The organism is Herpetosiphonaceae bacterium (genome assembly GCA_036374795.1).
Taxonomy (GTDB): domain Bacteria; phylum Chloroflexota; class Chloroflexia; order Chloroflexales; family Kallotenuaceae; genus LB3-1.
This window is the reverse complement of sequence record DASUTC010000276.1, coordinates 1-25,790: the sequence shown is the minus strand read 5'-3', so window position 1 is coordinate 25,790 and position 25,790 is coordinate 1. Positions and strand designations below refer to the sequence as shown.

At 63.2% G+C, this 25,790-nt stretch carries 24 protein-coding genes; 8 read left to right on the top strand and 16 right to left on the bottom strand.

What is annotated here, in order from left to right; genetic code table 11:
• Positions 1–359 precede the first annotated feature (359 nt).
• Positions 360–608 (top strand): hypothetical protein, encoded by a 249-nt coding sequence (locus VFZ66_21255; GenBank protein ID HEX6291727.1) that lies wholly within the window; start codon positions 360–362, stop codon positions 606–608.
• 241 nt (positions 609–849) lie between these two features.
• Here the strand turns inward: VFZ66_21255 and VFZ66_21250 are convergent, their stop codons facing one another.
• Positions 850–2,616, bottom strand: a complete 1,767-nt coding sequence (locus VFZ66_21250) for a family 43 glycosylhydrolase (protein ID HEX6291726.1) — start codon at positions 2,614–2,616, stop codon at positions 850–852.
• A gap of 458 nt (positions 2,617–3,074) precedes the next feature.
• Between VFZ66_21250 and VFZ66_21245 the strand changes: the two genes are divergently transcribed.
• On the top strand, positions 3,075–3,305 hold the full coding sequence (locus tag VFZ66_21245; GenBank protein HEX6291725.1) for a hypothetical protein: 231 nt from the start codon (positions 3,075–3,077) through the stop codon (positions 3,303–3,305).
• A 190-nt stretch (positions 3,306–3,495) separates the two neighbouring features.
• Here the strand turns inward: VFZ66_21245 and VFZ66_21240 are convergent, their stop codons facing one another.
• The 3 genes from VFZ66_21240 to VFZ66_21230 all read right to left on the bottom strand — a co-directional run bounded on the left by VFZ66_21240 (position 3,496) and on the right by VFZ66_21230 (position 6,413).
• Positions 3,496–4,209: a hypothetical protein gene (locus VFZ66_21240; protein HEX6291724.1), complete on the bottom strand. Its 714-nt coding sequence runs from the start codon at positions 4,207–4,209 to the stop codon at positions 3,496–3,498.
• Between the two features lie 677 nt (positions 4,210–4,886).
• The gene (locus tag VFZ66_21235) at positions 4,887–5,642 is read right to left on the bottom strand and encodes an SDR family NAD(P)-dependent oxidoreductase (protein ID HEX6291723.1); all 756 of its coding nucleotides are present in this window, start codon (positions 5,640–5,642) and stop codon (positions 4,887–4,889) included.
• Positions 5,643–5,753: 111 nt separating this feature from the next.
• Positions 5,754–6,413, bottom strand: a complete 660-nt coding sequence (locus tag VFZ66_21230; protein HEX6291722.1) for a class I SAM-dependent methyltransferase — start codon at positions 6,411–6,413, stop codon at positions 5,754–5,756.
• A 165-nt stretch (positions 6,414–6,578) separates the two neighbouring features.
• On the opposite strand from VFZ66_21230, the gene VFZ66_21225 reads away from it, so the two are divergent.
• Positions 6,579–7,337: a phytanoyl-CoA dioxygenase family protein gene (locus VFZ66_21225; protein ID HEX6291721.1), complete on the top strand. Its 759-nt coding sequence runs from the start codon at positions 6,579–6,581 to the stop codon at positions 7,335–7,337.
• A gap of 57 nt (positions 7,338–7,394) precedes the next feature.
• On the opposite strand, the gene lon is transcribed toward VFZ66_21225, so the two are convergent.
• From lon to VFZ66_21200, 5 genes are all read right to left on the bottom strand, one after another.
• On the bottom strand, positions 7,395–9,974 hold the full coding sequence (gene lon, locus VFZ66_21220) for an endopeptidase La (protein HEX6291720.1): 2,580 nt from the start codon (positions 9,972–9,974) through the stop codon (positions 7,395–7,397).
• Positions 9,975–10,029: 55 nt separating this feature from the next.
• Positions 10,030–10,482, bottom strand: a complete 453-nt coding sequence (locus VFZ66_21215) for an Hsp20/alpha crystallin family protein (GenBank protein ID HEX6291719.1) — start codon at positions 10,480–10,482, stop codon at positions 10,030–10,032.
• Positions 10,483–10,585: 103 nt separating this feature from the next.
• Positions 10,586–11,035, bottom strand: coding sequence for a DsbA family protein (locus VFZ66_21210; protein HEX6291718.1), 450 nt, complete (start codon positions 11,033–11,035; stop codon positions 10,586–10,588).
• 12 nt (positions 11,036–11,047) lie between these two features.
• Positions 11,048–11,344, bottom strand: a complete 297-nt coding sequence (locus VFZ66_21205) for a hypothetical protein (GenBank protein ID HEX6291717.1) — start codon at positions 11,342–11,344, stop codon at positions 11,048–11,050.
• Positions 11,341–11,883, bottom strand: a complete 543-nt coding sequence (locus VFZ66_21200) for a GNAT family N-acetyltransferase (protein ID HEX6291716.1) — start codon at positions 11,881–11,883, stop codon at positions 11,341–11,343. Before VFZ66_21200 ends, VFZ66_21205 begins: the two co-directional genes overlap by 4 nt.
• A 204-nt stretch (positions 11,884–12,087) precedes the next feature.
• Between VFZ66_21200 and VFZ66_21195 the strand changes: the two genes are divergently transcribed.
• Positions 12,088–12,288 (top strand): hypothetical protein, encoded by a 201-nt coding sequence (locus VFZ66_21195; protein ID HEX6291715.1) that lies wholly within the window; start codon positions 12,088–12,090, stop codon positions 12,286–12,288.
• A 167-nt stretch (positions 12,289–12,455) separates the two neighbouring features.
• On the opposite strand, the gene VFZ66_21190 is transcribed toward VFZ66_21195, so the two are convergent.
• From VFZ66_21190 to VFZ66_21180, 3 genes are read right to left on the bottom strand one after another with little or no spacing between them, the layout of a single operon-like run.
• On the bottom strand, positions 12,456–13,175 hold the full coding sequence (locus VFZ66_21190; protein HEX6291714.1) for an ATP-binding cassette domain-containing protein: 720 nt from the start codon (positions 13,173–13,175) through the stop codon (positions 12,456–12,458).
• 1 nt (position 13,176) lies between these two features.
• Complete coding sequence (locus VFZ66_21185; protein ID HEX6291713.1) at positions 13,177–13,881, bottom strand: ABC transporter permease; 705 nt, start codon at positions 13,879–13,881, stop codon at positions 13,177–13,179.
• Positions 13,878–14,741 carry a substrate-binding domain-containing protein gene (locus tag VFZ66_21180; protein HEX6291712.1) on the bottom strand — a complete coding sequence of 288 codons (864 nt, stop codon included), beginning with the start codon at positions 14,739–14,741 and terminating at the stop codon, positions 13,878–13,880. Before VFZ66_21180 ends, VFZ66_21185 begins: the two co-directional genes overlap by 4 nt.
• Positions 14,742–14,891: 150 nt before the next feature.
• Between VFZ66_21180 and fdhD the strand changes: the two genes are divergently transcribed.
• The gene (fdhD, locus tag VFZ66_21175; GenBank protein ID HEX6291711.1) at positions 14,892–15,764 is read left to right on the top strand and encodes a formate dehydrogenase accessory sulfurtransferase FdhD; all 873 of its coding nucleotides are present in this window, start codon (positions 14,892–14,894) and stop codon (positions 15,762–15,764) included.
• A 76-nt stretch (positions 15,765–15,840) separates the two neighbouring features.
• On the opposite strand, the gene VFZ66_21170 is transcribed toward fdhD, so the two are convergent.
• The gene (locus VFZ66_21170) at positions 15,841–16,296 is read right to left on the bottom strand and encodes a hypothetical protein (GenBank protein ID HEX6291710.1); all 456 of its coding nucleotides are present in this window, start codon (positions 16,294–16,296) and stop codon (positions 15,841–15,843) included.
• Positions 16,297–16,587: 291 nt separating this feature from the next.
• Here VFZ66_21170 and VFZ66_21165 point away from each other — a divergent pair, with 291 nt between their 5' ends.
• The 3 genes from VFZ66_21165 (at position 16,588) to VFZ66_21155 (ending at position 22,218) form a co-directional block, all read left to right on the top strand.
• Positions 16,588–18,624, top strand: a complete 2,037-nt coding sequence (locus VFZ66_21165; protein ID HEX6291709.1) for a hypothetical protein — start codon at positions 16,588–16,590, stop codon at positions 18,622–18,624.
• Positions 18,625–18,735: 111 nt separating this feature from the next.
• Positions 18,736–20,157 carry a cytochrome P450 gene (locus tag VFZ66_21160; GenBank protein ID HEX6291708.1) on the top strand — a complete coding sequence of 474 codons (1,422 nt, stop codon included), beginning with the start codon at positions 18,736–18,738 and terminating at the stop codon, positions 20,155–20,157.
• 369 nt (positions 20,158–20,526) lie between these two features.
• The gene (locus VFZ66_21155) at positions 20,527–22,218 is read left to right on the top strand and encodes an ABC-F family ATP-binding cassette domain-containing protein (GenBank protein ID HEX6291707.1); all 1,692 of its coding nucleotides are present in this window, start codon (positions 20,527–20,529) and stop codon (positions 22,216–22,218) included.
• A 119-nt stretch (positions 22,219–22,337) separates the two neighbouring features.
• Here the strand turns inward: VFZ66_21155 and VFZ66_21150 are convergent, their stop codons facing one another.
• From VFZ66_21150 to VFZ66_21140, 3 genes are all read right to left on the bottom strand, one after another.
• The gene (locus VFZ66_21150) at positions 22,338–23,603 is read right to left on the bottom strand and encodes a S10 family peptidase (GenBank protein HEX6291706.1); all 1,266 of its coding nucleotides are present in this window, start codon (positions 23,601–23,603) and stop codon (positions 22,338–22,340) included.
• Positions 23,603–25,288, bottom strand: a complete 1,686-nt coding sequence (locus VFZ66_21145) for a hypothetical protein (GenBank protein ID HEX6291705.1) — start codon at positions 25,286–25,288, stop codon at positions 23,603–23,605. The genes VFZ66_21150 and VFZ66_21145 overlap by 1 nt, the downstream gene beginning before the upstream one ends.
• 221 nt (positions 25,289–25,509) lie before the next feature.
• The coding region (locus VFZ66_21140) for a histidine decarboxylase, pyruvoyl type (protein HEX6291704.1) at positions 25,510–25,790 on the bottom strand (281 nt) is incomplete at its 5' end.

Here is a 25,790-nt window from a genome sequence, read left to right as displayed (position 1 = left end):
ACCGAGTATCCGATCCCAACGTCCGATCCTACGGCTACCGGCATCGTCCGGGGTGCTGGCGTGTCGCTGTGGTTCTTGGAAAGCACCACGAATAAGATTGGCCGTATCCTGCCGAACCCGGTTCACATGCCGATGCTGTCCAGGTAAGGACACGGTTGCTAGCGTTCCTCAGCGTTTGACGGCGGCCTCTCGTTCGCGGGAGGCCGCCGCTGTTCTGTGTTCGTCAACGCCTGCTACACACGCTCGTACTAATGTCCTGAAAAGTTCGCACGCATGTGCTACAATAGATCGTACGCCATGCGTGTGGCGTCGGCTTGTCTCCACAAGCATCGTTCGCTGTAAAGAGCCGGTTGAACTCGATGGTAACATTTCTGCTAGTCGTCACGTCGGATTTTTGGGATGCGCAACGCCGCTGGCCTGCCGGTTGTCGGCCAGTGATCTTTTCGACGGATATGGTGATGAAAAACGCCGGGACCGTGCAGGTTCCAGCCGAGTTTGCCGACGAGGTAGAGCGCCTGCTGCGCGAGAATCCGCATGTGCTCAGCGTCAAGCTGGCACCGCTGGTGTTTCCCAGGCACACCGAAGCGTTGAGGCGGCGGGCGGCTTAAGGCCGGGGACAAAAGCACCGAGAACCGGGTGCCATGCCCAAAGGCACCCGGCATGGTACCCCGGCATGGGCACCCGGCGCACAAAGAACAAAGAACACGAGCGCCAGATACTCCCCTCTCCTATGGCAATGGGAGAGGGGGTGGCGTGTCAGCGCCGGGGTGAGGGCCTGCCGAAGAACAAAGGCTCATGTTCGTTCTGCGCTTGTTTGCTTGTTCCCCCTGGCGCCTGACCCTGCACAAGCTATCTTGAAACCTCGATACAATCCAGCTCGGCGTAATTCGCGCCTTTGCCGAAGCGGATCGTATTGTTGCCAGCGTTGAGATTCACGCTCATCGTCACGGTCGACCAGTTATCCCAGCCGGTGTTGGGGTAGCTGATGGTGGTGCTCACGCCGCCGTTGACCGAGACGGTGTGCGTGCTGGTGGTGCCCGATCCGTTGGCGAAGCGCACCGTCAGCGCGTAGTTGCCCGCCGTCGGCACGTTGATGTTGTTGAAGTGGACATAGCTGTCGGCGTAGTCGATGTAGGCCGCGACTCTGCCGTTGGACGCGCCGCAGCAGGCGCTTCTGATCGTGGCATGGTTAATCGCGGCGTGCTCGGCCTCGTAGCGCGGAATGTCGATGTAGTCCAGCTCGGCGTAGTTCGCGCCTTTGCCGAAGCGGATCGTGTTGTTGCCAGCGTTCAGATTGAGGCGGATCGTCGTGGAGGTCCAGTTATCCCAGCCGGTGTTGGGATAGCTGATGGTGGTGCTCACGCCGCCGTTGACCGAGACGGTATGCGTGCTGGTGGTGCCCGATCCGTTGGCGAAGCGCACCGTCAGCGCGTAGTTGCCTGCCGTCGGCACGTTGACGTTATAGAAGTCCACATAGCTATCGGCGTAGTCGATATAGCCGACGACTCTGCCGTTGGACGCGCCGCAGCAGGCGTTGCGGGCGGTGGCGCGGTTGATCGTGGCGTGCTCGGCCTCGTAGCGCTCGCCCGACGGTCCTACGAGCGCGGTGTTGGCGGGCACGGGCCGCCCGAAGTAGGGCGTGCCGTCGGCGTTCCAGGTAATCTTCTGCGCGCGGATCGTGCGACCGTTCCAGCCGGTGCCGGAGGTGGTATTGGCGTGATACAGATGCCAGTCCTCGGACCCGTCGGGCGAGGTGGTGAACGAGTTGTGGCCGGGGCCGTACGCGCCGGTATTCTTGGAGAAGACACAGCCCGCCGATTTGGTCCACGAGCTGGCGAGCATGACGTTGGCCGCGCTGCTGGCGGTGAGCATGCCCAGGCAGTAATCGTCGGTCCAACTGCCGCTCGCCGAGTAGACGATGAAGATCTTGCCGTTGCGCTTGAGCACCTCCGGCCCCTCGTTGATGTAGGGCCACGTGCTGCCATTGCCGCCGATGCGCTCCCAGGCGTTGGTGGGCTGCGAGATCAGCGCCCGATCGCCGCTGATGGTCGTCGGGCTGCTCATCGGCGCGATATACAGGTTTTGCTGGCCGTTGCTGAAGCCAGGCCAGCCCGACCAGAGGAAGTAGAGCGTGCCGTCGTCTTTGCGCAGCACCGTGCCGTCGATCGCCCAGCGGTCGGTGGGCGGGGCCAGCTTCTTGGGCGCGTAGTAGGTGCCCTGTGGGTTCGTGCCGGTGCTCTCGATCACGTACATGCGGTGATTGGCATTGTTGCCGTCGTCCGCCGCGAAGTAGATGTACCACCTGTTGTTGAGAAACAATAGCTCAGGTGCCCACACGTTGCAGCACAGCCCGCCGCTGGCCGCGCGGCTCCAGACCTTCACGCGCGTCCCGCTGCCGATGCCGGTCAGCGTGGCCGATTTCGTCACCCAGATGTCGCCGTCACTCTGCACGAGGTAATAGAAGCCATCGTGGTAGACCACCGACGGGTCGGCTCCACTCATCAGCGGGTTGTAGAACATGCCTCTGGCGGCATATGTCGGCGCGGCGGGGCTGAGCAGCGCGCCAGCCAGCAGGACGATCCAGCTCAGGCGCGCAAGGGCGGCTTTGATCTGCATGATGTTGTGCTCCTTCGATCGGGGGGTGTGCGCCTTATGCTACGCGCTCCGATCGACGATTGCAAGCGGCAGTAAAAAAGGATTGACCAGCCACCAGCAAGCTGCTAAACTCGGTGGAGGCTCTCACCTACAGCGGCAGCATCCCGACACAGGGGTTTCGTGGAAATCGGTGCGCAGCGGCGCATTGCATCTTTGCATGGCCCTTGCTACCATGTCGATATGTACATTGAGATCGTTGGCGCTATTACCAAGGTTGAGATCATCGCCGTTGGGAATGCCATTCGAGATATTGATCGGCTGTGAGAACCATATGGTCCGGATCGTTGGAGGAAGCTGAAAGGTATTGCGCTGGTTCGTCTCGCCGATGGAACAACCCGCCGCGCGGAAGTGCATTGGTATGAGGCGCATGGGATCGGACGCAGAAAGCTCAAGGTGAAATACTTTTTGGATTAAGGTGTATGGAACAATCACAGACAAGCGTGCGGTTTGCGATTTGCATTCGCAATATCGGAGCCGAAGATCTCGCGCTGCGGAAAGTCTATCAGATCCTACCCAGCACATCGTCGGCTGAGGATGGGTTTTTGCGGGTGATTGATGAGTCTGGCGAGGATTACTTATACCCCGCCGACTACTTCATCCTTCTGGATCTCCCCCAGTCTGCTGAACGTGCCTTGCTCCAGGCCGCATAAGGACAACAAACCGGAGACGCCCTGACGGATAGGGGTAGGCCGTCACCACGCCAGGCGTCATGCCTGGTGCCATGCCTCACCCGCGTGGGACCCTTTCCCGCTCGGCCTGTGGTATAGGCGAGGGGGAGAAACCCGCGTGCGGACGTGTGGAGATCATGTGCAGCACCATCTATCCGGTCGTTCGTATTGCCTAGCCGGTGCGAATAACCACCAGCTTATCGACACCCGACTCGGCACCCCAGATCTCCCCAGGTCGTCCGAGGATCTGGCGTACAAAGGCTTGTGGGCTTGGCAATGGAAACGCTTGAAAGATCTCCTGGCGCGGATCGAAGCGAACCAGCGCATTCGAGCCGAAGTCGCTCAGCCACACATCATCATGCTCGTCGACATAGACCGCATAGGCTTGCGGGTTTTCTCCGGGCAGCCGCCACTCGCGCCACATCCCGGCTGCCGGATCATAGACGGCAACCTGCCCTGCATTCCACTCGCTGACCCACACCCGGCCCTGGGAGTCGCTCCAGACCCGTCGTGCTCCCTGGCCTGCTGTTGGCGGTTCGAGCACCGTTGCCTTGCCCGTCTCCGGGTCTAGCTCAGCAATATGGCTGCCTGCAAGCGAGGCATAGTAGACGTTGCCGTTCGGCGTAGCGGTGATGCCGTAGGGTCCGCGACCCCGTGGCGCTTCAAACATGTCCAGCTTGCCGCTCGCCGGGTCCAGACGACCGTACCATCCGGCCTGACCGGTAAACCACAAGATCCCGCGCCGGTCAAAGGCTGCCGTGTTGAGATTTGCGGGAGCGCGGCCTGCTGGGAGCGCAAACCGGCGTACCTCGTTCGTCTGCGGGTCCACACGCACAATCGCATTCAGCCCGCTGTCTGTAATCCAGGGCGCGCCATCGGGTCCCACGATGACTCCATGCGGCGCTGACCCTGCGCCAAGCGGGATCTGATTAACCTCGCCGGTCGTTGGGTTGAGCCTGCCAAGCATACCTGAACCCTGAGCGGTGTACCAGACAGTGCCATCCTCCGCCGGGGCCACATCGTGTGGCCGGGAACCACGGGGAACCGAGTACTCTTGAATCGTAGGCTGAGCAGCGGTTGTCGCGGATGGCGTAGGCATCACCGATGGCTGGACAGTCATTGCGGGTGTGGGGGTCGCTGGTGGTGGACTGGTCTGCTGCGCCACGGGGGACTGTTCTGGGAGTCTGGGGGCAGCTGTCGGCGTCGTGGAGGCGCTGCTCTGCTGCGGCGCTTCGCTCATGCAAGCACTGCACAGGAGGCCAAGCAGCAGAGCGCAGCTTTTGAGCATGTGCCGGATATGGCTGGATCGGTTCATACCCTGCTCCTGGCCCCTGTCATCCGCGCGGTACACAGCGGCGCGCACCGTTCTGCTGCACTGTGCTGATCATCAAGGACTGGGTGGCTTGCAGATGATTGTATCATAGCACCTGCTCGATTCCTTGAGCGCTTGCGGTCCGCGATCCTTAAACAGGCGACCACGCGGAGGAGTCCTTTCTCCGCGAGGATGCCAGCACACCACGGCAAGCGATCACCCCTGGAGCAGAAATCGGGCATGCACATCGGCTAGCGCAGATATGAAGCGCCGTTGAGATCGACCACCGCGCCGGTCATCCACTCAGCGCCGGGCGCGGCCAGGAAGCGCACCACATGCGCCACCTCCTCCGGTCGGGCGACGCGACCCAGCGGGCTTTGAGCACGAATCGCATCGCCGCGCGTGCCCTCAAGCGCTCCCGTCGCCATGCCGCCCTCGACGAAGCCGGGCGCGACCGCCGTCACATAGATGTTGTGCGGCGCGAGCTCCTGCGCCAGCGATTGCGAGAGCGCGTGCAGCCCGGCCTTGCTCGCGCCGTAGCTCGTCATGCGCGGCTCGCCCCGGTACGCCCCCCGCGAGCCGACGTTGACGATTCGCCCGCCGCCCTGCTGCATCATCTGCCGCGCCGCGCAGTAGCAGGCGTTCGCCGCGCCCAGCAGATTCACCCCGATCACGTGCTCGAAGGCCGCCTGCCACTCGGCATAGCTCACGCTCTCGACCGCGTGCTCGACATAGATCGCGGCGTTGTTGACCAGAATATCCAGCCGTCCCCACGCCTGAACCGCCTCGTCGACCATCCGGCTGATGTCGCCGGGATGCGCCATGTTGGCGCACACCAGCAGATGGTCATTGCCCGGCAGCGATGTGCGGAGCCGCTCGGCTGCCTCTCGCCCGGCATGATAATGAATCGCTACCCGCGCACCGGCCTCGGCAAACGCCCGCGCAATCGCCTGCCCGATGCTCCCCGATGCGCCGGTGATCAGCGCTGTTTGGTTCGCCAGCTCCATGATCTCACCTCGCTTTGATCGTCGATCGCGCATGGTAGCACAGGTTGCCGCTGCGGCTCGCGTTCAACGTTCACTGTTCCGAGTTCAACGTTTCGAGTCCTTGGTTCTCCCCTAGACACTGCCTCGGAAGAACGCCACGCAGCCTACGACGAACACCTGATACTCTCGGAAATGCTGGCCGAGCGCCTGCTCCAGCGCTGCCTGGCTATCCTCGGTGTTGCCAAAGATGCCTTTTGCGTTGTACACCCGCATCAGCGTTCGAGCAAGCGCGTTATGCCGTACTCCCCGGCCCAGGATCGTCGTCCCAAACACCACCCCGCCTGGCTTCAACAGCGGCTTGAGGTTGTCGAACACCACGGCCTTGCTTTCCATGTTTCCGGCGAGACAGTGGAGCACATAGTTGATCCCAATCGAGTCGAACGATGTGCTCACGGGCAGCGGTTCGAGAACATTCGCGCGAATACTTGTCGGCTGATAGCGCTTGATCCGCTCCGCCGTGGCTCGCAGGCTATTTGCATTCAGATCGACGATGGTGATCGCAGGGTTCGGTGTCGGGAATCGGCATTTGTCCAGGAAATAGCCGGTGCCAACGCCAATATCGAGATGCTGCGCGCCGACCTGCCGGTTGTAGAAGTCGAGAATCTGCGGCGTCGGGCATCTCCAGGCAAAGCGATTGGAGAACCAGAGCACGATCAGGTCGTAGACGGACAAGAGCGGACGGCCATAGATGGCGCTGCCTGCGGTAGCGGTGGTCGGGTCGGTCTGATTCATCGAAACCTCTTGTGATGTTTGAGAAATGATTGCCGATTTCCGTGAGTCGCATTGCGTAGGCCCCGGTCACTCCGCCGGGCGCAGAAGAACAGGCTGGCGCAGTTGACTCGCTCGGCCCGTATGTAGTACATACACATCGTTAATCGTCGGTTGAGATAGGAGGACATGATGCTGACGGAAGCGCAGCGCTCGTTCTACGAGCAGAATGGATACATCCTGGTGCCTGGGCTGCTAACGCAGGCGGAGGCAAGCGCGCTGCGCCAGGAGGGTCACGACCTGATCGCGCGGCTTGCGGCTCACCGAAACATCGACGCCACCTGGGGCAGCGCCAGGGAAGCCATGCGCGAGGCCCAGACCACCCAGCTCCTCCACTGCCATGATGTCCAATTCTACTCGGCGGCGTTCACGCGGCTGATCGTGGACGAGCGCCTGACGGACATCGCCGCGGAGCTGATCGGCAGCCCGAACGTCCAGCTTCACCACACCAAGCTGTTCATCAAGCCGCCCGAAAAGGGTTCGCCCTTTCCGCTGCACCAGGACCACCCGTTCTTTCCGCACGAGCGGCACAGCATGATCGCGGCAATCATCCACTTCGACGATGCGCCGATCGAGAAAGGATGCGTGCAGGTGGTGCCCGGCAGCCACAAGCTCGGCCCGCTGGAGCACATCGAGCGCGGCGGCTGGCATTTGCCCTTCGAGCAGTACCCGCTTGAGGCGGCGGTGCCGTGCCCGGCCAGGGCGGGCGATGCGCTCTTCTTCAGCTATCTGACGATCCACGGATCGGGCATCAACCGCAGCGATGAGGCGCGTACCACGGTGCTGGTGCAGATGCGCGACCCCGCCGATCCGCCCACGGTCAAGACGCACGAGTCGCGCGGGCAGGGCATGATGCTGCGGGGAATCGATCCGCTTGCCGCGCGCTAAAGAGCGATCGGGGCGCGCGGCAAACCCGCGCACCCCGCCCGACAAGACATGCATAGCTCAGCGCTCCGACACAGGCCGCGCGGGCACATCGACCGGCTCCTGATCCTCGGTCGGCACCGACGTATCGACGATATGCACGCCCTCGTTCAGCTCCTCGCGGATCGGCGGGCCGTTCTCGGCGTGGCTGGGCGGCTCCTCTACCGGCGGCTCGACCGGCTCCTTGCGCAGCGCGGCTGGCAGCACCTCGTCAACCCGATCGACCAGCACGAACTCGATCGCGGAGCGCAGCTCAGGCGGAATATCCTCCAGATCGCGCTCGTTGCGCCGGGGTAGAATCACCGTCTTGATCCCGGCCCGATGCGCCGCCAGCACTTTCTCCTTGACGCCGCCGATCGGCAGCACTTTGCCGCGCAGCGTGATCTCGCCGGTCATCGCCACGTCGTCGCGCACCGCGCGGCCCGTCAGCAGCGAGGCCAGCGCCGTCGCCATCGCGATCCCCGCCGATGGCCCGTCCTTGGGCGTTGCGCCCGCCGGAACGTGCAGGTGAATATCTACGCCGTTGAAGAAATCGCGCGGGATCTTCAGCATCTCGGCCTCCGAGCGCACGTAGGAGAGCGCCGCCCGCGCCGATTCTTTCATCACCTCGCCGAGCTGCCCCGTCAGCAGAAAGCCCTTCCCACCGGGCATCTTGGTCGCCTCGATGAAGATGATGTCGCCGCCGACCGGCGTCCAGACCAGGCCGGTGACAACGCCGGGCCGGTCGGTGCGCTCCGCGACGCCGGGATCGTACACCGGCTTGCCCAGGTACTTGCGCGCCAGCGCCTCGTCCAGCAGGATCTGCTGCGGCTCGGCGGCTCCGTTCGTGCTCTCCTGCTGCTCTGCGCGCGCCACAACCTCCGTCACCACCTTGCGGCAGAGCGTGCCGATCTCGCGCTCAAGGCTGCGCACGCCCGCCTCGCGGGTATACTCCTCGATCGTCACGCGCAGCGCCTCGTCGGTGACGCTGACATCCTGGCCGGTCAGCGCGTGCTTCTTGAGCTGCTCCGGCAGCAGGTAGCGCTTGGCGATCTCCATCTTTTGCAGCAGCGTATAGCCGCTGAGCTGAATGATCTCCATGCGGTCGCGCAGCGGAGCCGGGATCGGCTGGAGCGAGTTGGCCGTGGCGATAAACATCACGTTCGAGAGATCGAAGGCCACGTCGAGGTAGTGATCGCGGAAGGCATTGTTCTGCTCAGGATCGAGCACTTCCAGCAGCGCGCTCGCCGGATCGCCGCGAAAATCCATGCCGAGCTTATCGATCTCGTCGAGCATAAAGACCGGATTGTTGACGCCGACGCGCCGCAGCGATTGCATGATCGTGCCCGGCATCGCGCCGATGTAGGTGCGGCGATGGCCGCGAATCTCGGCCTCGTCGCGCAGACCGCCCAGCGATATTCGTAGAAACTTGCGGTTCATGGCCCGCGCGATCGACCGGCCCAGGCTGGTCTTGCCCACGCCGGGCGGCCCCACGAAGCACAGGATCGCGCCCTCGCTCGGCTTATCCACGCTTTCATCGCTCAGCCGCTCGCGGCGTAGCTCGCGCACGGCCAGAAATTCCAGAATGCGCTCTTTGATCTCTTCCAGATCGTAATGGTCCTCGTCGAGCACCTCCTTGGCGACGCCGATATGAAGCTGGTCCTCGGTGTGGATCGACCAGGGCAGCGTCGTCAAGATCTCCAGGTAGGTGCGCGTGATGCTGTAGTCGGGCGCGGCGGGATTCATCCGGCTCAGCCGGTTCAGCTCGCGCTCCGCGACCTCGCTCGCCTCCTGGGGCATGTTCGCCTGCTCGATCGCCTCGCGGAAGCGCTCGATCTCGGCGGCGTTGGTATCTTCCTCGCCTAGCTCGCGCTGGATCGCCTGAAGCTGCTGGCGCAGGATGTACTCGCGCTGCGACTTGTTGACCTCTTCGTTGACCTGGCCCTGGATCTGCTGCCCGATCCGCAGCACCTCCAGCTCGCGCCGCAGGATCTCGCCGAGCCGCTCCAGCTTACGGCGCACGCTGTTTTCTTCCAGCAACGCCTGTCGCTCCGCCAGGTCCATGCGGCTGTAGAGCGCCAGCAGATACGCCAGGCGACGCGGATCGTCCTCGTTGATCACCGCCGTTTGGAGCTCCTCCGGGAACTGCGGCACTAGCTGCGCCATCTGCGCCACCAGACCTTGCAGGTTGCGCATCAGCGCCTCGATCTCGATGCCGCCCTCGACCGTGTCGGGGATCGCCCGCACGCGCGCCCGGTAGTACGGCTCGCTCTGGATAATCTCCTCGATCGCGATCCGCTCCACGCCCTGCACCGCGACGCGCAGCGTGCCGTCGGGCATTTTCAGCAGCCGGTGGACGTTGACCGCGCAGCCGACGCGGTAAAAATCGTCGGGCGCGATCGTGGGCGGTCGCTCATCGGTATCTTTCAGCGCCACCAGCCCGATCATCCGCCCGGCCATCAGCGCATCGTCGATCAGCTTGATGCTCTGCTCCTGGCCGATCGCCAGGGGAATGATCGTCATCGGGAAGACAATATTATTAAAGATCGGCAGGATCGCCAGCTCCTCAGGAATGTCCGGCAGATCTTGCTGCTCGGTGGGCGCTTCGTAATTCTGGGTCATATCTCCTCCTTGAGTTCAGCATGGCCGTGATGGAGGACAGGCCGAAGGCTCATCGCTAGCCGCCCTGGCTTACCTCGACGCGCACGGTCGACGGCGGGCGCTTCGGCAGGATGATCGTCAGCAGGCCATCGTCATAGCTGGCCTCGACCTCCTGCTCGGCGACCGGGCCGGGCACGTAGACGGCGCACTGGAACGGGCCTTCCGTAATGCCAAGCTGATGAAAATGGACCGCGCCCTCATGATGCAGCTCAGGCCGCTGCCCGCGCACGAACAGCGCGCCCTCGGTCAGCGTCACCTCGATCTCGACGCCGCGCATACCGGCGAGTTCGAGCAGCACGACATAGGCGTCGTCGGTTTCGTACACATCCGCCGCGGGCTGCCACAGATCGCTGCGGTGGCGAATCGCGATCGGCTGCTGGCGGCTCCACTGACGGCGAAACAGCTCTTCTAGCTCGCGCTGCATAGCGCCCGCGCCCATGCTACGGCGCAATAAAATCACTCGGCTCATACTCTGCGTCCTCGATGTGTTGTGTGATCTTTTTCCTTTTGGATTGTGCCACAAGCGGCACACGCCCTGCCGCGCGGCAAAGCGTGTGCCAGCGATCAGCCGCTCAGCGCTGGCGCAGCTCGCGGTCGATTACCTGGATGAACTGCTCGATCGGTCGCGCGCCGGTCATCAGCTTGCCGTTGATGATAAACGCGGGCGTGCCGTTCAAGCCCAGCCGGATCGCCTCGTTGGTGTCGCGCTCGACCTCATCGGCGTAGCGTCCCTGGTCGATACACTGTATCAGCGCGTCGGGATCGAGCTGCAAGACCTCGGCGTAGCGCCAGAAAGCCTCCTTCGCTAGCTCCGGCGTCGTATCCCACTCCGACGGCTCGGCGAAGAGCTTGCCGTGCATCGCCCAGTAGCCGTCCTGCTCGCCGGCGCACTCCGCCGCCTGCGCCGCCAGCCCGGCCTGGGGATGGTTGCTCAGGATCGGAAAGTCTTTATAGACGTAATAGACCTGGCCCGTGTCGATGTATTTCGTTTTGATCTCCGGTAGCGCCGAACTGGCGTATATACGACAGAATGGTCAGCCATAATCCGAAAACTCGACGACCGTGATCTGCGCGTCGGGCTGGCCCAGCGTGGCGTAGCGCTCGCCGTCGATCTTGAACTTTGCCATGCTCTCCGTGATCGGGCCTTCGCCTGGCGTTGGCGTCGGCGGTGCGGTCGGCGTGGCGCTCGGCCCGCGCTCTCCGGTCGGGTGCGCAGGCGTTACCGTGGGCAGGCCCGCCGGACGAAGGCTGGATGCGCTCTGGGGCGTAGTGCTGCTACAGGCCGTGAGCAGCCCGGCGAGGATCAGCCCGACGATCCGTACACGGCTCATGCGCGCTCACCCGTGCTCGCTTCGCCGCGCAGCTCTTCGATCGCCGCCAGGGTCGTGGTCGTGTCGCAGTAGCTCTCGCCCAGCGGCAGCGGACGCTTCCAGACGCCGGATTCCGCGTCGGTAAAGCCGAAGCGCGCGTATAGCCGCTGCGCCGCCGTGTTCGCGCGGCGCACGTCCAGCATGATCCGGTTGCAGCGCTGGCCCTCCGCCCGTTGCAGCGCGTAGTCCATCATCTTCGTGCCGACGCCCCGCGCGCGCGCTTTGGGCGAGAGGTAAAAATCTTCCACGTAGGCGTAGGGCTGCGCCTCCCACGTCGAAAGCCGGTACGCGATCTGCATACAGCCGATCGGCTCGTCGTCGGCGGTTGCCAGCAGAAAATCGCTCGCGCCGCTCTGGAGCAGTGCCCCGACGATAGTGGCGATCTCCTCCACGTCGGCAGGCTCGGCACCTTCTTCTCGCGCCAGCGCGTGGATCAGCGGCGCGAGACGCGGCGCGTCCTCCGGATGGCATAGCTCGATCAAAAATTCAGTAAAGCTCATGGAGTCCTCTTTCATTGCGCAGATTATACCCGACGAATAGTGTACAGCGAGTTTCCCGGCAGCCCGTGATTCGGTGTTGCGGATTTGCATTAAAGTTGTTATACTTTTCACTATAATCTATCGGGCATCGATAAGCTACCCTTGGGCGATGAACGCTCATCCTGTCGCAGGATGAGTGTTTTTTGTCGGCAAAGGAGTACGAGGATGGAGACAAACGACATGAAAGTGCATGCTTGTCCAACCTGTGGTTCCGCGCTCGAACTGGACGGCTCCGGGTATCGCTGTGAAGAGCATGGCCTCTGGTACACGTACGGCGGTAATTTGTTGGTCCACGCGCCCAGCGACGAGCACAAAACGCGCGATCGTTTCACGATGCCGTGGGAAGCATTGCCGCACGCCAGCTAGTGCGCCGTCAGGACGGGGTCTGGGATTCCCAAATGGTTCCCTTTCCGAGGCAAAATCGGCTATTTCCCCAACATGCTCCCTGATTCTGCACGAGCGCATGGCGCAAGACCACACCGATGTGCTGTGTGGCAGCGACGAGGCTGCCACGTGACGTATCCTCTCCCCGCTCAATAGATCATCTCGCCTTTGACGAACGCGCTGGTGCGCTGATCGGTCGCGACCGTCAGCAGGCGCTCGGTTGGCCCCTGTTCGATCATCTGTCCATCCAGCAGCATTACGGCGCGGGCCGTCAGCCGACGAGCCTGGTGCAGGTTGTGCGTCGCCACGACGATCGTGCTGCCGTGCTCGCAGTGGAGCGCGGTGATCGCCGCCTCCATCAGCGCGACATTCCGTGGATCGAGATTGGCGGTCGGCTCGTCCAGCAGCAAGACCCGTGGACGAAAGACCAGCGCCCGCGCCAGGGCTACCCGCTGCATCTCGCCGCCGGAGAGCGTCAGCGCCCGCGCATGAGCCACCTGCTCCAGGCCCAGCAGCTCAAGCAGCGCTGCCACCCGCCGATCGTCGCGCTGCCCGCGCACCCGCAGCCCAAAGGCGACATTCTGCCAGACGCTGGTATCGAGCAGCAGCGGACGCTGAAAGACCAGCGTGATCTCGCGCTGGACCGCCAGCGGGATTGTATCTTTATATGCCTGGCCGTCGCAGGCGAGCCTGCCGCTGGTTAGCGGCTCAAGAAAGCAGAGCAGCCGCAGCAGCGTGGACTTGCCCGCGCCGCTGGGACCGATCAGCGCCAGCCGCTCGCCCGCCTCGATCGTGAGGTCGTCGATCGCCAGCACCGTGCGTGCGCCGTAGCGTTTGGTGACGTGTTGCAGATGATAGAGCGGTTCCATGCTATCCGGCCACCTGCAGCAAGCGCCCCTGGAGCCGCAGCGCCAGCGCGTTGAGCGCAAAGGTCAGGCCCAGCAGCACGAACGCCAGCGCAAGCGCCTGATCGAATGCGCCCTTGCGGGTTTCCAGCACGATCGCCGTCGTCAGCACGCGCGTCGAGCCCGCGATGTTGCCGCCTACCAGCATGACCGCGCCGACCTCGGAGATGATGCTGCCGAACCCGGCGACGAGCGCGACGAGCATGCCGCCGCGCGCCTCCCACAGCACCGCCCGCGCGATCTGCGTCTGGGTTGCGCCCAGCGCCCGCAGCTGTGCCCGCAGCTCCGCGCCCACGCCCTCCACCGCCGACATCGTGAGTCCCGCTACCAGCGGCAGGCTGATCAACGTCTGCGCAGCGATCATCGCGCGCGGCGTGAAGAGCCAGCCGAGCATGCCAAGCGGCCCGCTGCGCGAGAGCAGCAGATAGACGATCAGCCCGACCACCACCGGCGGCAGCCCCATGCCGGTGTAGATGATCGTCGTGAGCAGGCGACGACCAGGAAAGCGCAGCAATCCGAGCCACGCGCCCAGCGGAATCCCGCCGATCGCGCTGAGCGTCAGCGCCACGCCCGACACCCACAGCGACAGCGTGATGATCGCCCAGAGCTGGCTGTCACCGTTGAGCAGCAGCCGCAGCGCCGCGCCGATGCCCGCCAATAGATCGTTCATTGTGTTGCCTGTGGATAAAAGAGCGGCTGTCCAAAGCGCTCCGTGCCAAACTCTCCGATGCGTCGCTGGACCTCAGGCGAGGTGATCCACGCGACGAATGCCGCCGCCAGCCGTTCGTTGATCCCGGCATGTCGCGCGGCGCTGACCTGGATCACGCCGTATGGGTTGCGCAGCGCCGGGTCGCGATTCTGCTCGATCGTCGCGCCGCCGATGAGCAGCGTGAGACGCGGCAGCCTGGCGCGCATCGCCAGGTAGGTGCCGCGATCTGCCAGGGTGTACGCGCCCAGTTCATCGGCGGCGATCAGCGTCTCGCCCATGCCCTGCCCCAGCGATCGATACCAGTCGAGCGTGGCCGTAGGCGCTACGCCCGCGCTGCTCCAGAGCGCCTGCTCCTTGGTAAACGTGCCGGAGTCGTCGCCGCGCGAGGCAAACGGCACGCCTGCCGCCGCGATCCGCTGAAACGCCTCGCCGCCGCTGCTTGCCGCGCCGATCTGCGCGGGATCGCCCGATGGCCCGACGATCACAAAGTCGTTGTACATCACATCGCGGCGCTGGCTGCCGAAGCCCTGCGCCATAAATGCGTCTTCGCGCGCGCGGGCATGAACCAGCACCACGTCGGCGTCGCCGTTCTCGCCCAGCTTGAGCGCCTGCCCGGTGCCCACCGCGATCACCTCGACGCTGGCCTGGTAGCGCTGCTCGAAATCGGGCAAGATCGCGTCCAGCAGCCCCGAATCGGCGGTTGAGGTGGTCGTCGCCAGCCGCAGCTTCGCGTCGGTCGCGCTCGTAGATGCGGTCGTCGCGGCGCAGGCGGTGAGGAGCAGGATGCAGCAGACGGAGAGCCAGCGCTGCATGAGGCACATCGATCTTCCTTCCTCTGTTCCGAGTTCCAAGTGCCAAGTTCCAAGTTTCGAGTGCCAAGTTCCAAGTTTCGAGTTCTCCTTTGTTCTTAGTTCTTAGTTCTTGGTTCTCGGTTCTTTCGCACATTGACAGCGGCTATACAATGCGCTCATATGAGCGAGCCAATCGTTGATCTGCATTATATCGAATGGGACGGCACACGCGCCACGCCCGTCACGCGCCCGGTGATCGCCGAGACGCCCTGGGTGCTGTATCTCAACGGACGCGAGGTGCTGACGTTTATGTGTACGCCCACGCGGCTGCACAGCCTGGCGCTGGGCTTTCTCCAGTCGGAAGGGCTGATCCAGTCGCTCGACGATGTGTGGCAGATCAAGGTCTTTCTGGATGAGAACCGGGTCTATCTGTTCTTCCCGGCGGCTGGTCTGGATGAGGAGCTGCATATGCAGACCTGCGCCGAGGCGGGCGGCTCGATCGCGGTGCAGCTCACGCGGCCCGCGCCGCCGCTGCCCGAACGGCGGGTGCTGACCTCAGGCTGTGGCGGCGGTATCACCTTCGACGACGTGCGCGGCGATCGACCGCCGCTCCAGTCCGACCTGCGGGTTCAGGCTACACAGATCGTGGCGCTGATGCGCGAGATGAACTATCAGGCCCGGCTGTATCGCCAGAGTCGCGGCGTGCATACGTCGGCGCTGAGCGACGGCGAGCGGCTGCTGGTACTGGCCGAGGATGTCGGGCGACATAATACGCTCGATAAGATTCGCGGCGAGGTGCTCCTGCAAGGGCTGAGCACCAGGGATCGGATTCTCCTAACGTCGGGCCGGATCTCGTCGGAGATGATCGCCAAGGCGCGCAAGATGGAGGTGCCGATCGTGGTTTCGCGCACATCGCCCACTGCGACCTCGGTGCGACTGGCCCAGGCGTGGAACATGACGCTGATCGGCTATGTGCGCGCGCCGCAGCTTCGGGTCTATACCGGAGCCGAGCGGGTGCTCTTCGAGCGATCGGCGCAGGCCGGGGAGTCGTAGCGCGGCCTGGCTGAGAGCAGGCTGCCTTGCCTGGAGCGCAATCGTGAAGAGACGGCAAGGCAGCGCCGCGATGGACTCAGGCAGAGTCGCGTCCGCCCGCCTCACGTGCATCAGCGCGCTCCTCGTAAAACTCCTCGATGTGCTCATAGACCTCGTCGGGGAAGCGCAGCTCGCGATACACATTGCAGCTTCGGGGATCGTCCGGCGTGGGGCAGATTGGAAAGTCCTGCTGCGCCTGCCACTCCAGGATTCGCTCGCGCCTGGGCGGGTTGTAGCCGCGCTCCCTGACCTGCTCAAGCAGCGAGCGGGCCTCGGCTTCGTCGTGATCGGGCTGATTGCCGAGCAGCCGCACCAGCTCTGCCTCGTCCAGAAAATGCCGTGCGATCATCGCGAACGTCAGGCGGCCAAAGTGCCCAATGTCGGTGCCGGCCTCCAGCGCGTCCAGCAGATGCGCCATCATCGGCGAGTCGCGCAGCTCGGTGCTGCGTCCGTCGTCGGTCTGCTGTGTATCTTGTTTTTGCTTCTGGCTCATCTCACGCTCCTTCGATCAGACCAAATGTTCGTCTTTGTCGTTGCAGGTTGCGTGCCAGGAGCGAGCGGCGCGTAAACTCTATTTTGATTGACAAAATACGGGGCCGTGTAGTAAGTTTTGATCGTACCTGTTTACCTCGCATCTTAATCCTCACTCAACTATACAAACGATCGTGCCTCATCCTGTTCGTCGAGGCCCTAACAGTAGATAGGAGCCTACCAACGCCCCCCAATGTGTCTACGTGCGCGTTATTCCGCGCTGTACGTGAGTCCTATCATCACGGAGGATCGCATGATACGGCTTCGTCTGCTCATCATCTGCTGCGGGCTGCTGCTGCTCTTCCCGGCGCGCGCGGCGTCGGGACAAACGCCTGGTTGTGCGCTCAATGCGCTGCTCTCGGAAAAGTGGCGCAATCTTCCTCTCCTTCGATGGTTCAATCCTAATCACACCGCCGAGGGCTCTGTCACCATTGATGCTCTCAGCATAACGCTGCGTGTGTGCGCTCCCGCAGAGAAAGCAGCCGAGGCGGAACGGGTGCTGGGAGTCCTTAAGACCGCGCTTCCCAGGTTGAGCGAACATGCTGGCGTGCCCTATCAGGGCAGCCTTGAGCGGGAGATTGTGCTGGTTCCGGTGGAGGAGCTTCCGCCGAACGTCGATGGTCTGATCGATGTGCAGGGCGATGTTTATTTACATCGGGGTGACTACACCTGGGCGGTTGTCCATGAAGGAGCACACTATTGGGCTAATGAGATGAATTTTAAGCATCGATGGATGATCGAGGGCTATGCCGAGCACCTTACGGCTCTGACGATGGCTGATCTTGGCAGGTCCGATCAATCGCCGATTCTGAATACGGGCTGCGAGGGGGTGGTATTGTTTTGGTGGAATTACGAGCCTCCCCAGTGTGGCTACGCAGTTGGCGCAGCCGTCTTCCACGATCTGGCGCAGAACGTCGGTGACAAGCTATTTGTCGAGACAATGCGCGAGCTTGGACAGCAGCCGAAGCCGATGACGAGCTGGGATCTGCTGGTTGCGCTTGAGCGGAGCAGCGGCAAAGATCTCACGGATCTGATGAAGCAGCGAGTGTTCCCACCAGAAGCGCACGCCCAGCTAGAGCAGCGGCGTAGCCTGTGGCAAAGACTTCGTAGCGCCCAGCAGCTAGCAAAGACGCTTGGGATCGAGCTGCCGCTGCAACATACCGACTCTGAGATCGACTCGTTGCATTTTGACGAGGCCAGCCGCAAGCTGGATACAATGCTGCCGTTGCTGAATGCGGCGCATTCGGTGAACGAGCGCTGCCAGCAGCTTAGCATAGAGTGCAGCCGTCCGTGGGCAGCTCTACCGCCAGATCCGCAAGCGTGGGAGCCGATCAGGCTCGATCTGATCGAGGCGCATGGCATGCTTCAGCAGTACACCCGGCTGCGCGAGGATGCGGCGCAGCTCAAGCTCGATCTACCTCCCACGCTGGCACCAGCGGTCGAGAGTCTCAATCTGGAAGTTATGCCGCGCATCATTCGTGCCGGTCAGGTAGTACAGTCGTTGACGACCTTGGAGTCGCTCTGTAAGACAACCGCGACCGAATGCCGCGACTACTGGCTCGGCGACTGGAATGCCGAGCATATGGACGGCGCTGCGGCGACGATCATGGCGCTGACGACGCTGATGACCAAGGCCAGTCTGGTGCAGGGAAGGTGCGACGCGGATGTGCTGGATGCTTGTCAAGCGATCTGGCAGGCGGCGCTCCAACCAGGCAAGCTTACAGAAGCTCAGGGGGCGGTCGATGAGCTTGAGGATCTCCTGGCAAAGGCGGCTGCGCTGGAGTCTGGGTGCGGCGATTGGGACTGTCGAAGCGGCTGGCGGGCAGCGCTCAATGCGGGCGGACTGGAAGGGATACGGCTGTTCATCGATCAGACGCAGGCCGATCTAGGCAAGCTTGAGGAGATTGCCGACGCGATCACGTCTAAAGGCAGCGCGCCGCTCGCGATCTTTGATCCAATCCTATCGGGTGGCGGCAGCACGGATAATCCGCTCGCCGAGGCGCGGCAGGCATTCGCTCAGGGCGATGTCGGCACGGCGTTGGAGCGCGCCCGATCAGCCCAGCGGGATCACCAGCGCTCGGTGCAGCAGCGTACGCTTGGACTCTGGCTGTTCTTCTTGAGCATCGGTGTGCTTGTGGCTGTGTGGTTGATGCTGCGAGCGCTGCGATTGAGCCGAGCATCACGGCCACGTCCAGCCTCACAGCCGCCCGCTACCGACGACGATCTGCTGTCCGCGCTCCTGTCACAACAGCCGCCAGGTCCACCTAACCCGCCCAAACGGACCAATTAAGACGATTCAGCGTCGGCGACGACGCGCCATGTGGAGCGCCTCAAAAAGCGCGCTATCGGCGTACAATACAGGTGTGTGCTGAGCGCCGCAACAAGCGAGGGAGCGACCATTATGGCGACCGCATATTATCCGACCGGGCCGAGAGGCAGGCCGATCGTCGGGCTGCTGCCAGCGTTTCGCCGCGATCCGATCGCCACGCTGACGCAGGTGACGCGCGAGTATGGCGACATCGCGCACTTCAAGCTCGGCCCGCAGCATGTCGTGCTGCTCAATCAGCCCGACTATATCAAGGATGTGCTGGTGACGCACCAGCGCCATTTTATGAAAGGACGCGGGCTTCAGCGCGCGAAGAAGATGCTGGGCGAGGGCCTGCTGACCAGCGAGGGCGAGTTTCATCTGCGGCAGCGGCGGCTGGCGCAGCCCGCCTTTCATAAGCAGCGCATCGCGCGGTACGGCGAGACGATGGCCCAGTACGCCGCGCTGATGCGCGAGCAGTGGACCGACGGCGCGACGCTGGATGTGGCGCAGGAGATGATGCATCTCACGCTGGCGATCGTCGGCAAGACGCTCTTCGACGCCGATGTCGGGACCGATGAGGCCGACGAGATCGGCGCGGCGCTCAACGATTCGATGGCGATGTTTCGTCTCGTCACGCTGCCCTTCGCCGATCTGCTGGAGCGCCTGCCGCTGCCCAGCACCCGCCGCTTCCGCAAGGCCCGTGCCCGGCTGGACGCGACGATCTACCGCATCATCGCGGAGCGGCGCAGACACCTTGCTGCCGACGGCGCGGATCGCGGCGATCTGCTCTCGATGCTGCTGCTGGCTCAGGATCACGAGGGCGACGGCGGCAGCATGACCGATCTGCAACTGCGTGATGAGGCCATGACGATCTTTCTGGCCGGTCACGAGACGACCGCCAACGCGCTAACCTGGACATGGTATCTGCTCTCGCAGCATCCCGATGTTGAGGCCAGGCTCCACGCCGAGATCGATAGCGTGCTGGGCGGCAGGCTGCCCACCGCCGACGATGTGCCGCAGCTACCCTACGCCGAGATGGTGCTCTCGGAGTCGATGCGGCTGTACCCGCCCGCCTGGATCTTGGGCCGCCTGGCGCTCGACGAGTACACGCTCGACAGCTACAGGATGCCAGCGGGCACGCTGGTGCTGATGAGCCAGTATGTCACCCACCACGATCCGCGCTACTTCCCCGCTCCGCTCAGCTTCGATCCGCAGCGCTGGACGCCGGAGCGCCGCGCACAGATCCCGAAGTTTGCGTACTTTCCATTCGGCGGCGGCACGCGGCGCTGCATCGGCGAGGGCTTCGCGTGGGTCGAGAGCATCCTGGTGCTGGCGACGATCGCGCAGCGCTGGCGGCTGCGGCTGGTGCCGGGTCATCCGGTCGAGCTTCAGCCGCTGATCACGCTGCGACCGAAGCACGGCATGCGGATGGTCGTGGAGCGCCGAGAACCGAGACGCCGGGCGCCCATGCCGGGCGCCCTCTGGGCATGGCACCCGCCTGGCACCCGGAGCTAAGAACCAAGAACCAGGAGAACTCGAAACGTGGAACCTGGAACGTGGAACCTGGAACTCGGACCAAAGTCGGGGTTGACGCGCGCATGTCGGTCTGCTATGCTGGCGACTATTCTAAGGATAAGGGATACACAGATGCTTGCAGCAGGGTTTCATTATTGCCTCGGTGGTTTTCGTGGCGCCATCCAGCGCGTGGACCATAGGCGTACTGTGCCCAAAAAACGTGCTGTGTAGAGCTGGGTAAAGCTTCTCGAAGATCACAAGGCGTTCAACCGTGGGCCGGTACAGGTCCACGGTTTTGTTATGCCTTGCGCGGCGCGCGGCTGCGGCGTGGACCTGCTTGGCTCACCTCGTATGCACCAGGAGCAAGGTATGACCATCGTCGGATTGCAGGAGATCAGTAAGTCGTTTGGCGGGCGACCGATCATCGAGCCGCTGAGCTGGAGCATCGATGCGCAGGCCCGCGTGGGTCTGGTCGGGGCGAATGGCAGCGGCAAGTCCACGCTGCTGCGGATGATCGCCGGGCTGGAGTCGTACGACGGCGGAACGATCGTCAGGCGGCGCGGGCTGCGGGTTGCGTATCTCGCCCAGGAGGTTGCGGGGGGCGATGCGGGCGTGCTGGCGACCGTGCTGGCGAGTCGCTCCGATCTGGCGGCGCTTGAGGCGGATCTGGCGGCGATCGAGGCGCACCTGGCCGAGGCCGGCATCGCGTACGATACCGCGCGGCTGACGGCGCTGCTGGATGACCAGGCGCGGCTGCTCGAACGGTTCGAGGAGCTTGGCGGGCCGCGCCTGCGCAACGAGGCGGTCGCGCATCTGCGGGCGCTGGGCATCGCCGACGACGACTTCGAGACGCCGACGCGCTACCTCAGCGGCGGGCAGCGCAAGCTGATCGCGCTGGCGGGCTGTCTGCTGCAACAGCCGGATCTACTGCTGCTCGACGAGCCGGACACGCACCTCGATCTGGCGCACAAAGCCCAGCTTGAGGCGCTGATCCGCTCCTTCGGCGGGGCCGTGGTGATTGTCTCGCACGACCGCTACCTGCTGGACGAGACGGTGACGACGATCGTGGAGCTGGAGCATCGCGCGCTCAAGGTGTGGGAGGGCAACTACTCGGCGTATGCGGTTGCCAAGGAGGTGGCGCTGCTGCGGCAGCAGGAGCTATACGTCGCGCAGCAAAAGGAGATCGCACGGCTTGAGGCGGCGATTGCGCGCTTCAAGCTCTGGGCCAGCATCGTCGTCAACGAGCGGCATATCAAGCAGGCGCGCAACAAGCAGCGGCAGATCGATCGGATGGAGAAGATCGATCGGCCCGTGCTGGAGCGCAAGCGCATGAACCTGCGATTTCAGGCGGCGCAGCGCGGCGGCCAGAAGGCGCTTGAGCTGCGCGATGTGGGTATGGCCTTCGGCGATGATCTGATCCTGCTTGGCCTGAAGCATACCTTCTGGCGCGGCGAGCGCGTCGGGGTTGTGGGTGCGAACGGCTCCGGTAAGACCGTGCTGGGCCGGCTGCTGGTGGGCCAGCTCACGCCAACATACGGCGAGGTCTGGCGCGGCCCCAGCATCGACATCGGCTACTACGCGCAGGGCCACGAGACGCTCGATCCGCGCGCGACGCTGGTCGAGACGATCCGCGCGGTCAAGCCGATGTACGAGGAGCAGGCGGTAGCGTTTCTGGGCACATTCCTGTTCCTGTACCAGATGGTTCACCAGAGGGTCGGCTCGCTAAGCGGCGGCGAGCGCTCGCGGCTGCAACTGGCGCGGCTGATGCTCGGCGGCGCGAACTGCCTGGTGCTGGACGAGCCGACGAATCACCTGGACATTGCCTCGGCGGAGGTGCTGGAAGGTGCGCTGGCGTCCTACGAGGGCACGGTGATTACGATCTCCCACGATCGCTATTTTCTGGATCGGATCGCCGACCGGATCGTGGAGATCGACGACGGCGACATCGCGCTCTACGAAGGCGGCTACAGCGCCTATCTTGAGCAAAAGACGCGGCCAACCAATGGCTACGCAGCGCCCACCGCGCCCGCCGCGCCCGCGCGGGTCAAGCGATCGGCGTAGGGGCGGGGGTGGGGAACAAGGGAACAAGCGAACAAGGGAACAAAGACTTAACTGCCTTGTTCCTTTGTTCCTTTGTTCTTTTGTTCGGTTCTTGGTGCTTGGTGCTTGGTGCTCGGTGCTCAGCTAAACGGCTGGCCCTTGAGAAAGGTTTCCAGCAGCCCGAGGGCCGTCTTGGGCTGATCGAGCGGCACAAGATGACCAGCGCCCATCACCAGCACCTGGGTCAGCCTGTCGACCGAGCGGGCCTGACCGACGACCTGCCCATCGACGTGCCAGGGCGCGCGATTGGTATTGAGGAACTGATCACGATATGACCAGTGCAGCATGCCGATCCAGGCGTCGGTGCCCATGAAGTTACAATCCATGTCGTAGACGCCGTTGTAGATCAGCACCGGCAGCGCCTCGAACAGACGCGGGTAGAGGTAGGCCGCCGAGTTCTGCTCGCCCTTTTCCAGCAGGTAGCCGACACGCTTCGAGGTTTCTTCCCACGGCTTCGCCCTGGGGTCGATGTACAGCGCCTCGCGCACCGTCGGCTGGTCCAGGTACGCGCCGATCAGGCTAAAATCGTAATCGCCGATCATGCGCACGTCGTACACATTGATGCCGCCGCTGACCTTGGTGATGTACTCCTCGATCCTGTTACAGATTTTATCTGCCTTGCGGGAAGTCACTGGCTCGGACTCGACGATCGCCTTGGCGCACGCGGCATAAAGCTGATCGACGTGATGTTTTTCGCGCAGACCGATCAGCCCGTGGGCATAGGCATAATCGCCGTAGGTCGCCTGCTGCACATACGGATCGACCCAGCCATCGCCGACACCGATGCCCTTAAGATTGATCTGGGCGTTGCCCGCCTGGTTGCCGTCGAGGATCGCCGTGGCGAGCATCGGCACATACACGCCCGCGAACGACTCGCCGAAGACGAAGAAATCGAGGCTACGGTACTCGGACCAGCGATCGAAGAACTGCTGCAAGCCGTAGTAGAGCTGGTCGGTCGCCTGCTGCTCGGTCCGGGCTTCGGACGCATCATCGATCACGATCGACAGCCCCGTCCCGGCTGGCTGATCGATCATCAGATAGCTGGCGTTCGTGTTCCAGCTATAGGAATTGTCGGCCAGCGTAAGATCCTGGTTGACCTTATATGGCCCGTTTTCGTAGAACAGCCCGATAAAGCTGGAGCTGCCGGGACCGCCGTTGAGCCACAGCACAATCGGGTCTTTCGCGGGATCGCCCTGCGACTCGATGAACCAGAAGTAGATGTAGGCACCGCCGCGCTCATCGACCGGCAGGTAGCCGGATAGCTGGCGCTCCTTCACGTTGCCGTAGCCGGGTAGCGCGGTGACGACTCCCGCGCCGGGCGTGGGTACCGCAGGTGAGTCTGTCATCACGCACCACCCTGCGCTTTGGAGACATAGCTGTCCAGCATCTTTTTCGCCAGCGGCCAGGCATAGAAGCCCTGCCGCGAGGCGTATGTGTTGAAGTCGATCTCCGATACGCCGTTGGGAATGCCTTTTTTCTGCAACGTGGCGTAGGATGCTCCGCCGAGCGCATAGCATGGAGCATAGCCGGGCGCGGCCATGAAGGTGAAGCACTCCCCGTGCAGCGTCTCCATCGACAATCCGGTCACGTGCGCGGCCCACTCGATGAAGCTGGTGTAGGTCATGTGGCCGCCGTTGACCTGGACGTCGCAGAGCGCGCGGATGTAGCGGATGATGCGCCAGATATAGGTTTCGAGCTGCGCGCAGAGGACGCCCTGCGCCTGCTCTGCGGGGGTGTCACCGTAGAGCGCGAGATACGCGGCCTGGGCTGCGTTCAGATTGGGCTGTCCCACAAGGTTTTGCGCTGCGGCCCAGTACTGATATTCTCGGTAATAGGCCATGCCCTCGGTCATCGGGACCTCCAGGGCCGTATTCAGGTTGAGCAGCGGCGATCCGGCGTTCTTGGCAGACAGGACGAAATTAAAGCCGTGAGAAGCCTCGTGCACCAGAATGTTGATCATCGTCAGCAGCGACGTGTTCTTGGCCTCGGTCAGGTAGAGCTGAGAATAGGCCGTCTTGGGATCGAGGTAATTGACGGCAAAGTCCTCGCCGCCGGTGACAAGATTGACCAGATAATCGGGCGTCGCGTCGAAATCGACCTCGTCATCCTTGGTGTGGGCGATGATGTAGAGCGCTCCGAAGTCGTTACATGCGCTGACGACCTTGTCCATCCACTGACTGAAATCGACCGAGTAGTGCTGCGTGACCTTATCCCAGATCGTCTGGAGCGAGCCCTCGCCGTTGACGAACGGGAGCAGCGCAATGCGCTGCGTAATGTCGGTTGTCACCGGCAGATCCAGATCCAGCCAGCTCTGGGCCATGATCGCGATCTCGTCGGCGGTTTCGGTGAGCTGGTAGTAGTTGCGCAGGCACTCCGGGTAGCCCGGCGTCTGGCTCGGCCCTGCGCTGGCATCCCACTGCTGGAAGATCGGCCAGTAGGTGTTGAAGTCGTCTGAGTCCAGCCCTTCGACGAAGAACAGCGCCTGATATGGCTTGAGGGCCTCTAGGATCGCGTTGATCTGCGCCTCGGCGGCGGGACGCACCTGCTTGAGCGACGCGAGCGTGCCCTGCATATAGGCGGCGGTGTCGAGACACTCCTTGCGGACCAGGATCGTAAAGTCCTGGCCCCACCAGCGGCGTGTCTCGAACTCGACCATCTCCTTGACGGAGTCAAGATACGTGGGAATGAAGTCGGCGTCGTAGTCTTTCTTCAGCACGATATAGAAGATGCCGTCAGCCGCCGCCCAGACACCGCCCATGCCGGTGCCGGACGGACCCGCTCCGCTTGGCCGCGACATATCCAGCTGTGTCTTGAGTGAGGTCAGAACCGCATCTGCCGTCAGCCGCAGATTCTCGTCCTCGATCGATCCAAGCTGCTCGCGCAAATCCTTAATCCGCCCGCGCATCGCTTCGGCATTCTCCGCGGTCTGCATGAACAGCTTGGTCAGCGTGCTTGAGTAGCCGCTGGTATAGCTGGCAGCCGGATTGAGATCGGACCAGAGTTGGACTATTTCCGTGATCACATCAGCCATGATGCTCTAGCTCTCCTCGCGCGTGATGATGGCGCTGCACAGGATTCGGGTCATGCGTGTGCTCCGTCCCGTGCAGCGGATGTCGGAACTCAGGGCAGCGCATGTCGCCTGCCTGACACCGGCCCTGGTGTAGCCTCAAGCGGCAGGGTGACGGCGCCGGTATGTGCTCCAGGCTGCGAAAGATACTGGAAGCTGCCCCGAAGTCGCGGCCTGATGGTGTGCTAGCGGCTCTCGAAGCCCATCTCTTTGACCCACTCGGAGAGCGTCATGCTGTTGAGCTGGTTGAAGCCACCGGAAGGGATCGCGTTGCGCGCCAGGCTGACATACGGCGCGACCGTCAGCGCCGTGCCGACCTCGCCTGGTTGCATGATCGTGTAGGCGTAGCTCATATAGGTTCGGTCGTAGAGCACGCTCTGATCCTGGCCGCAGGCGACGATCGACCATGCGACGGCCTTGCGGTGCTGATCAAGGTAGGCCTTGAGATCGTCGGGGTTGTCGTTGG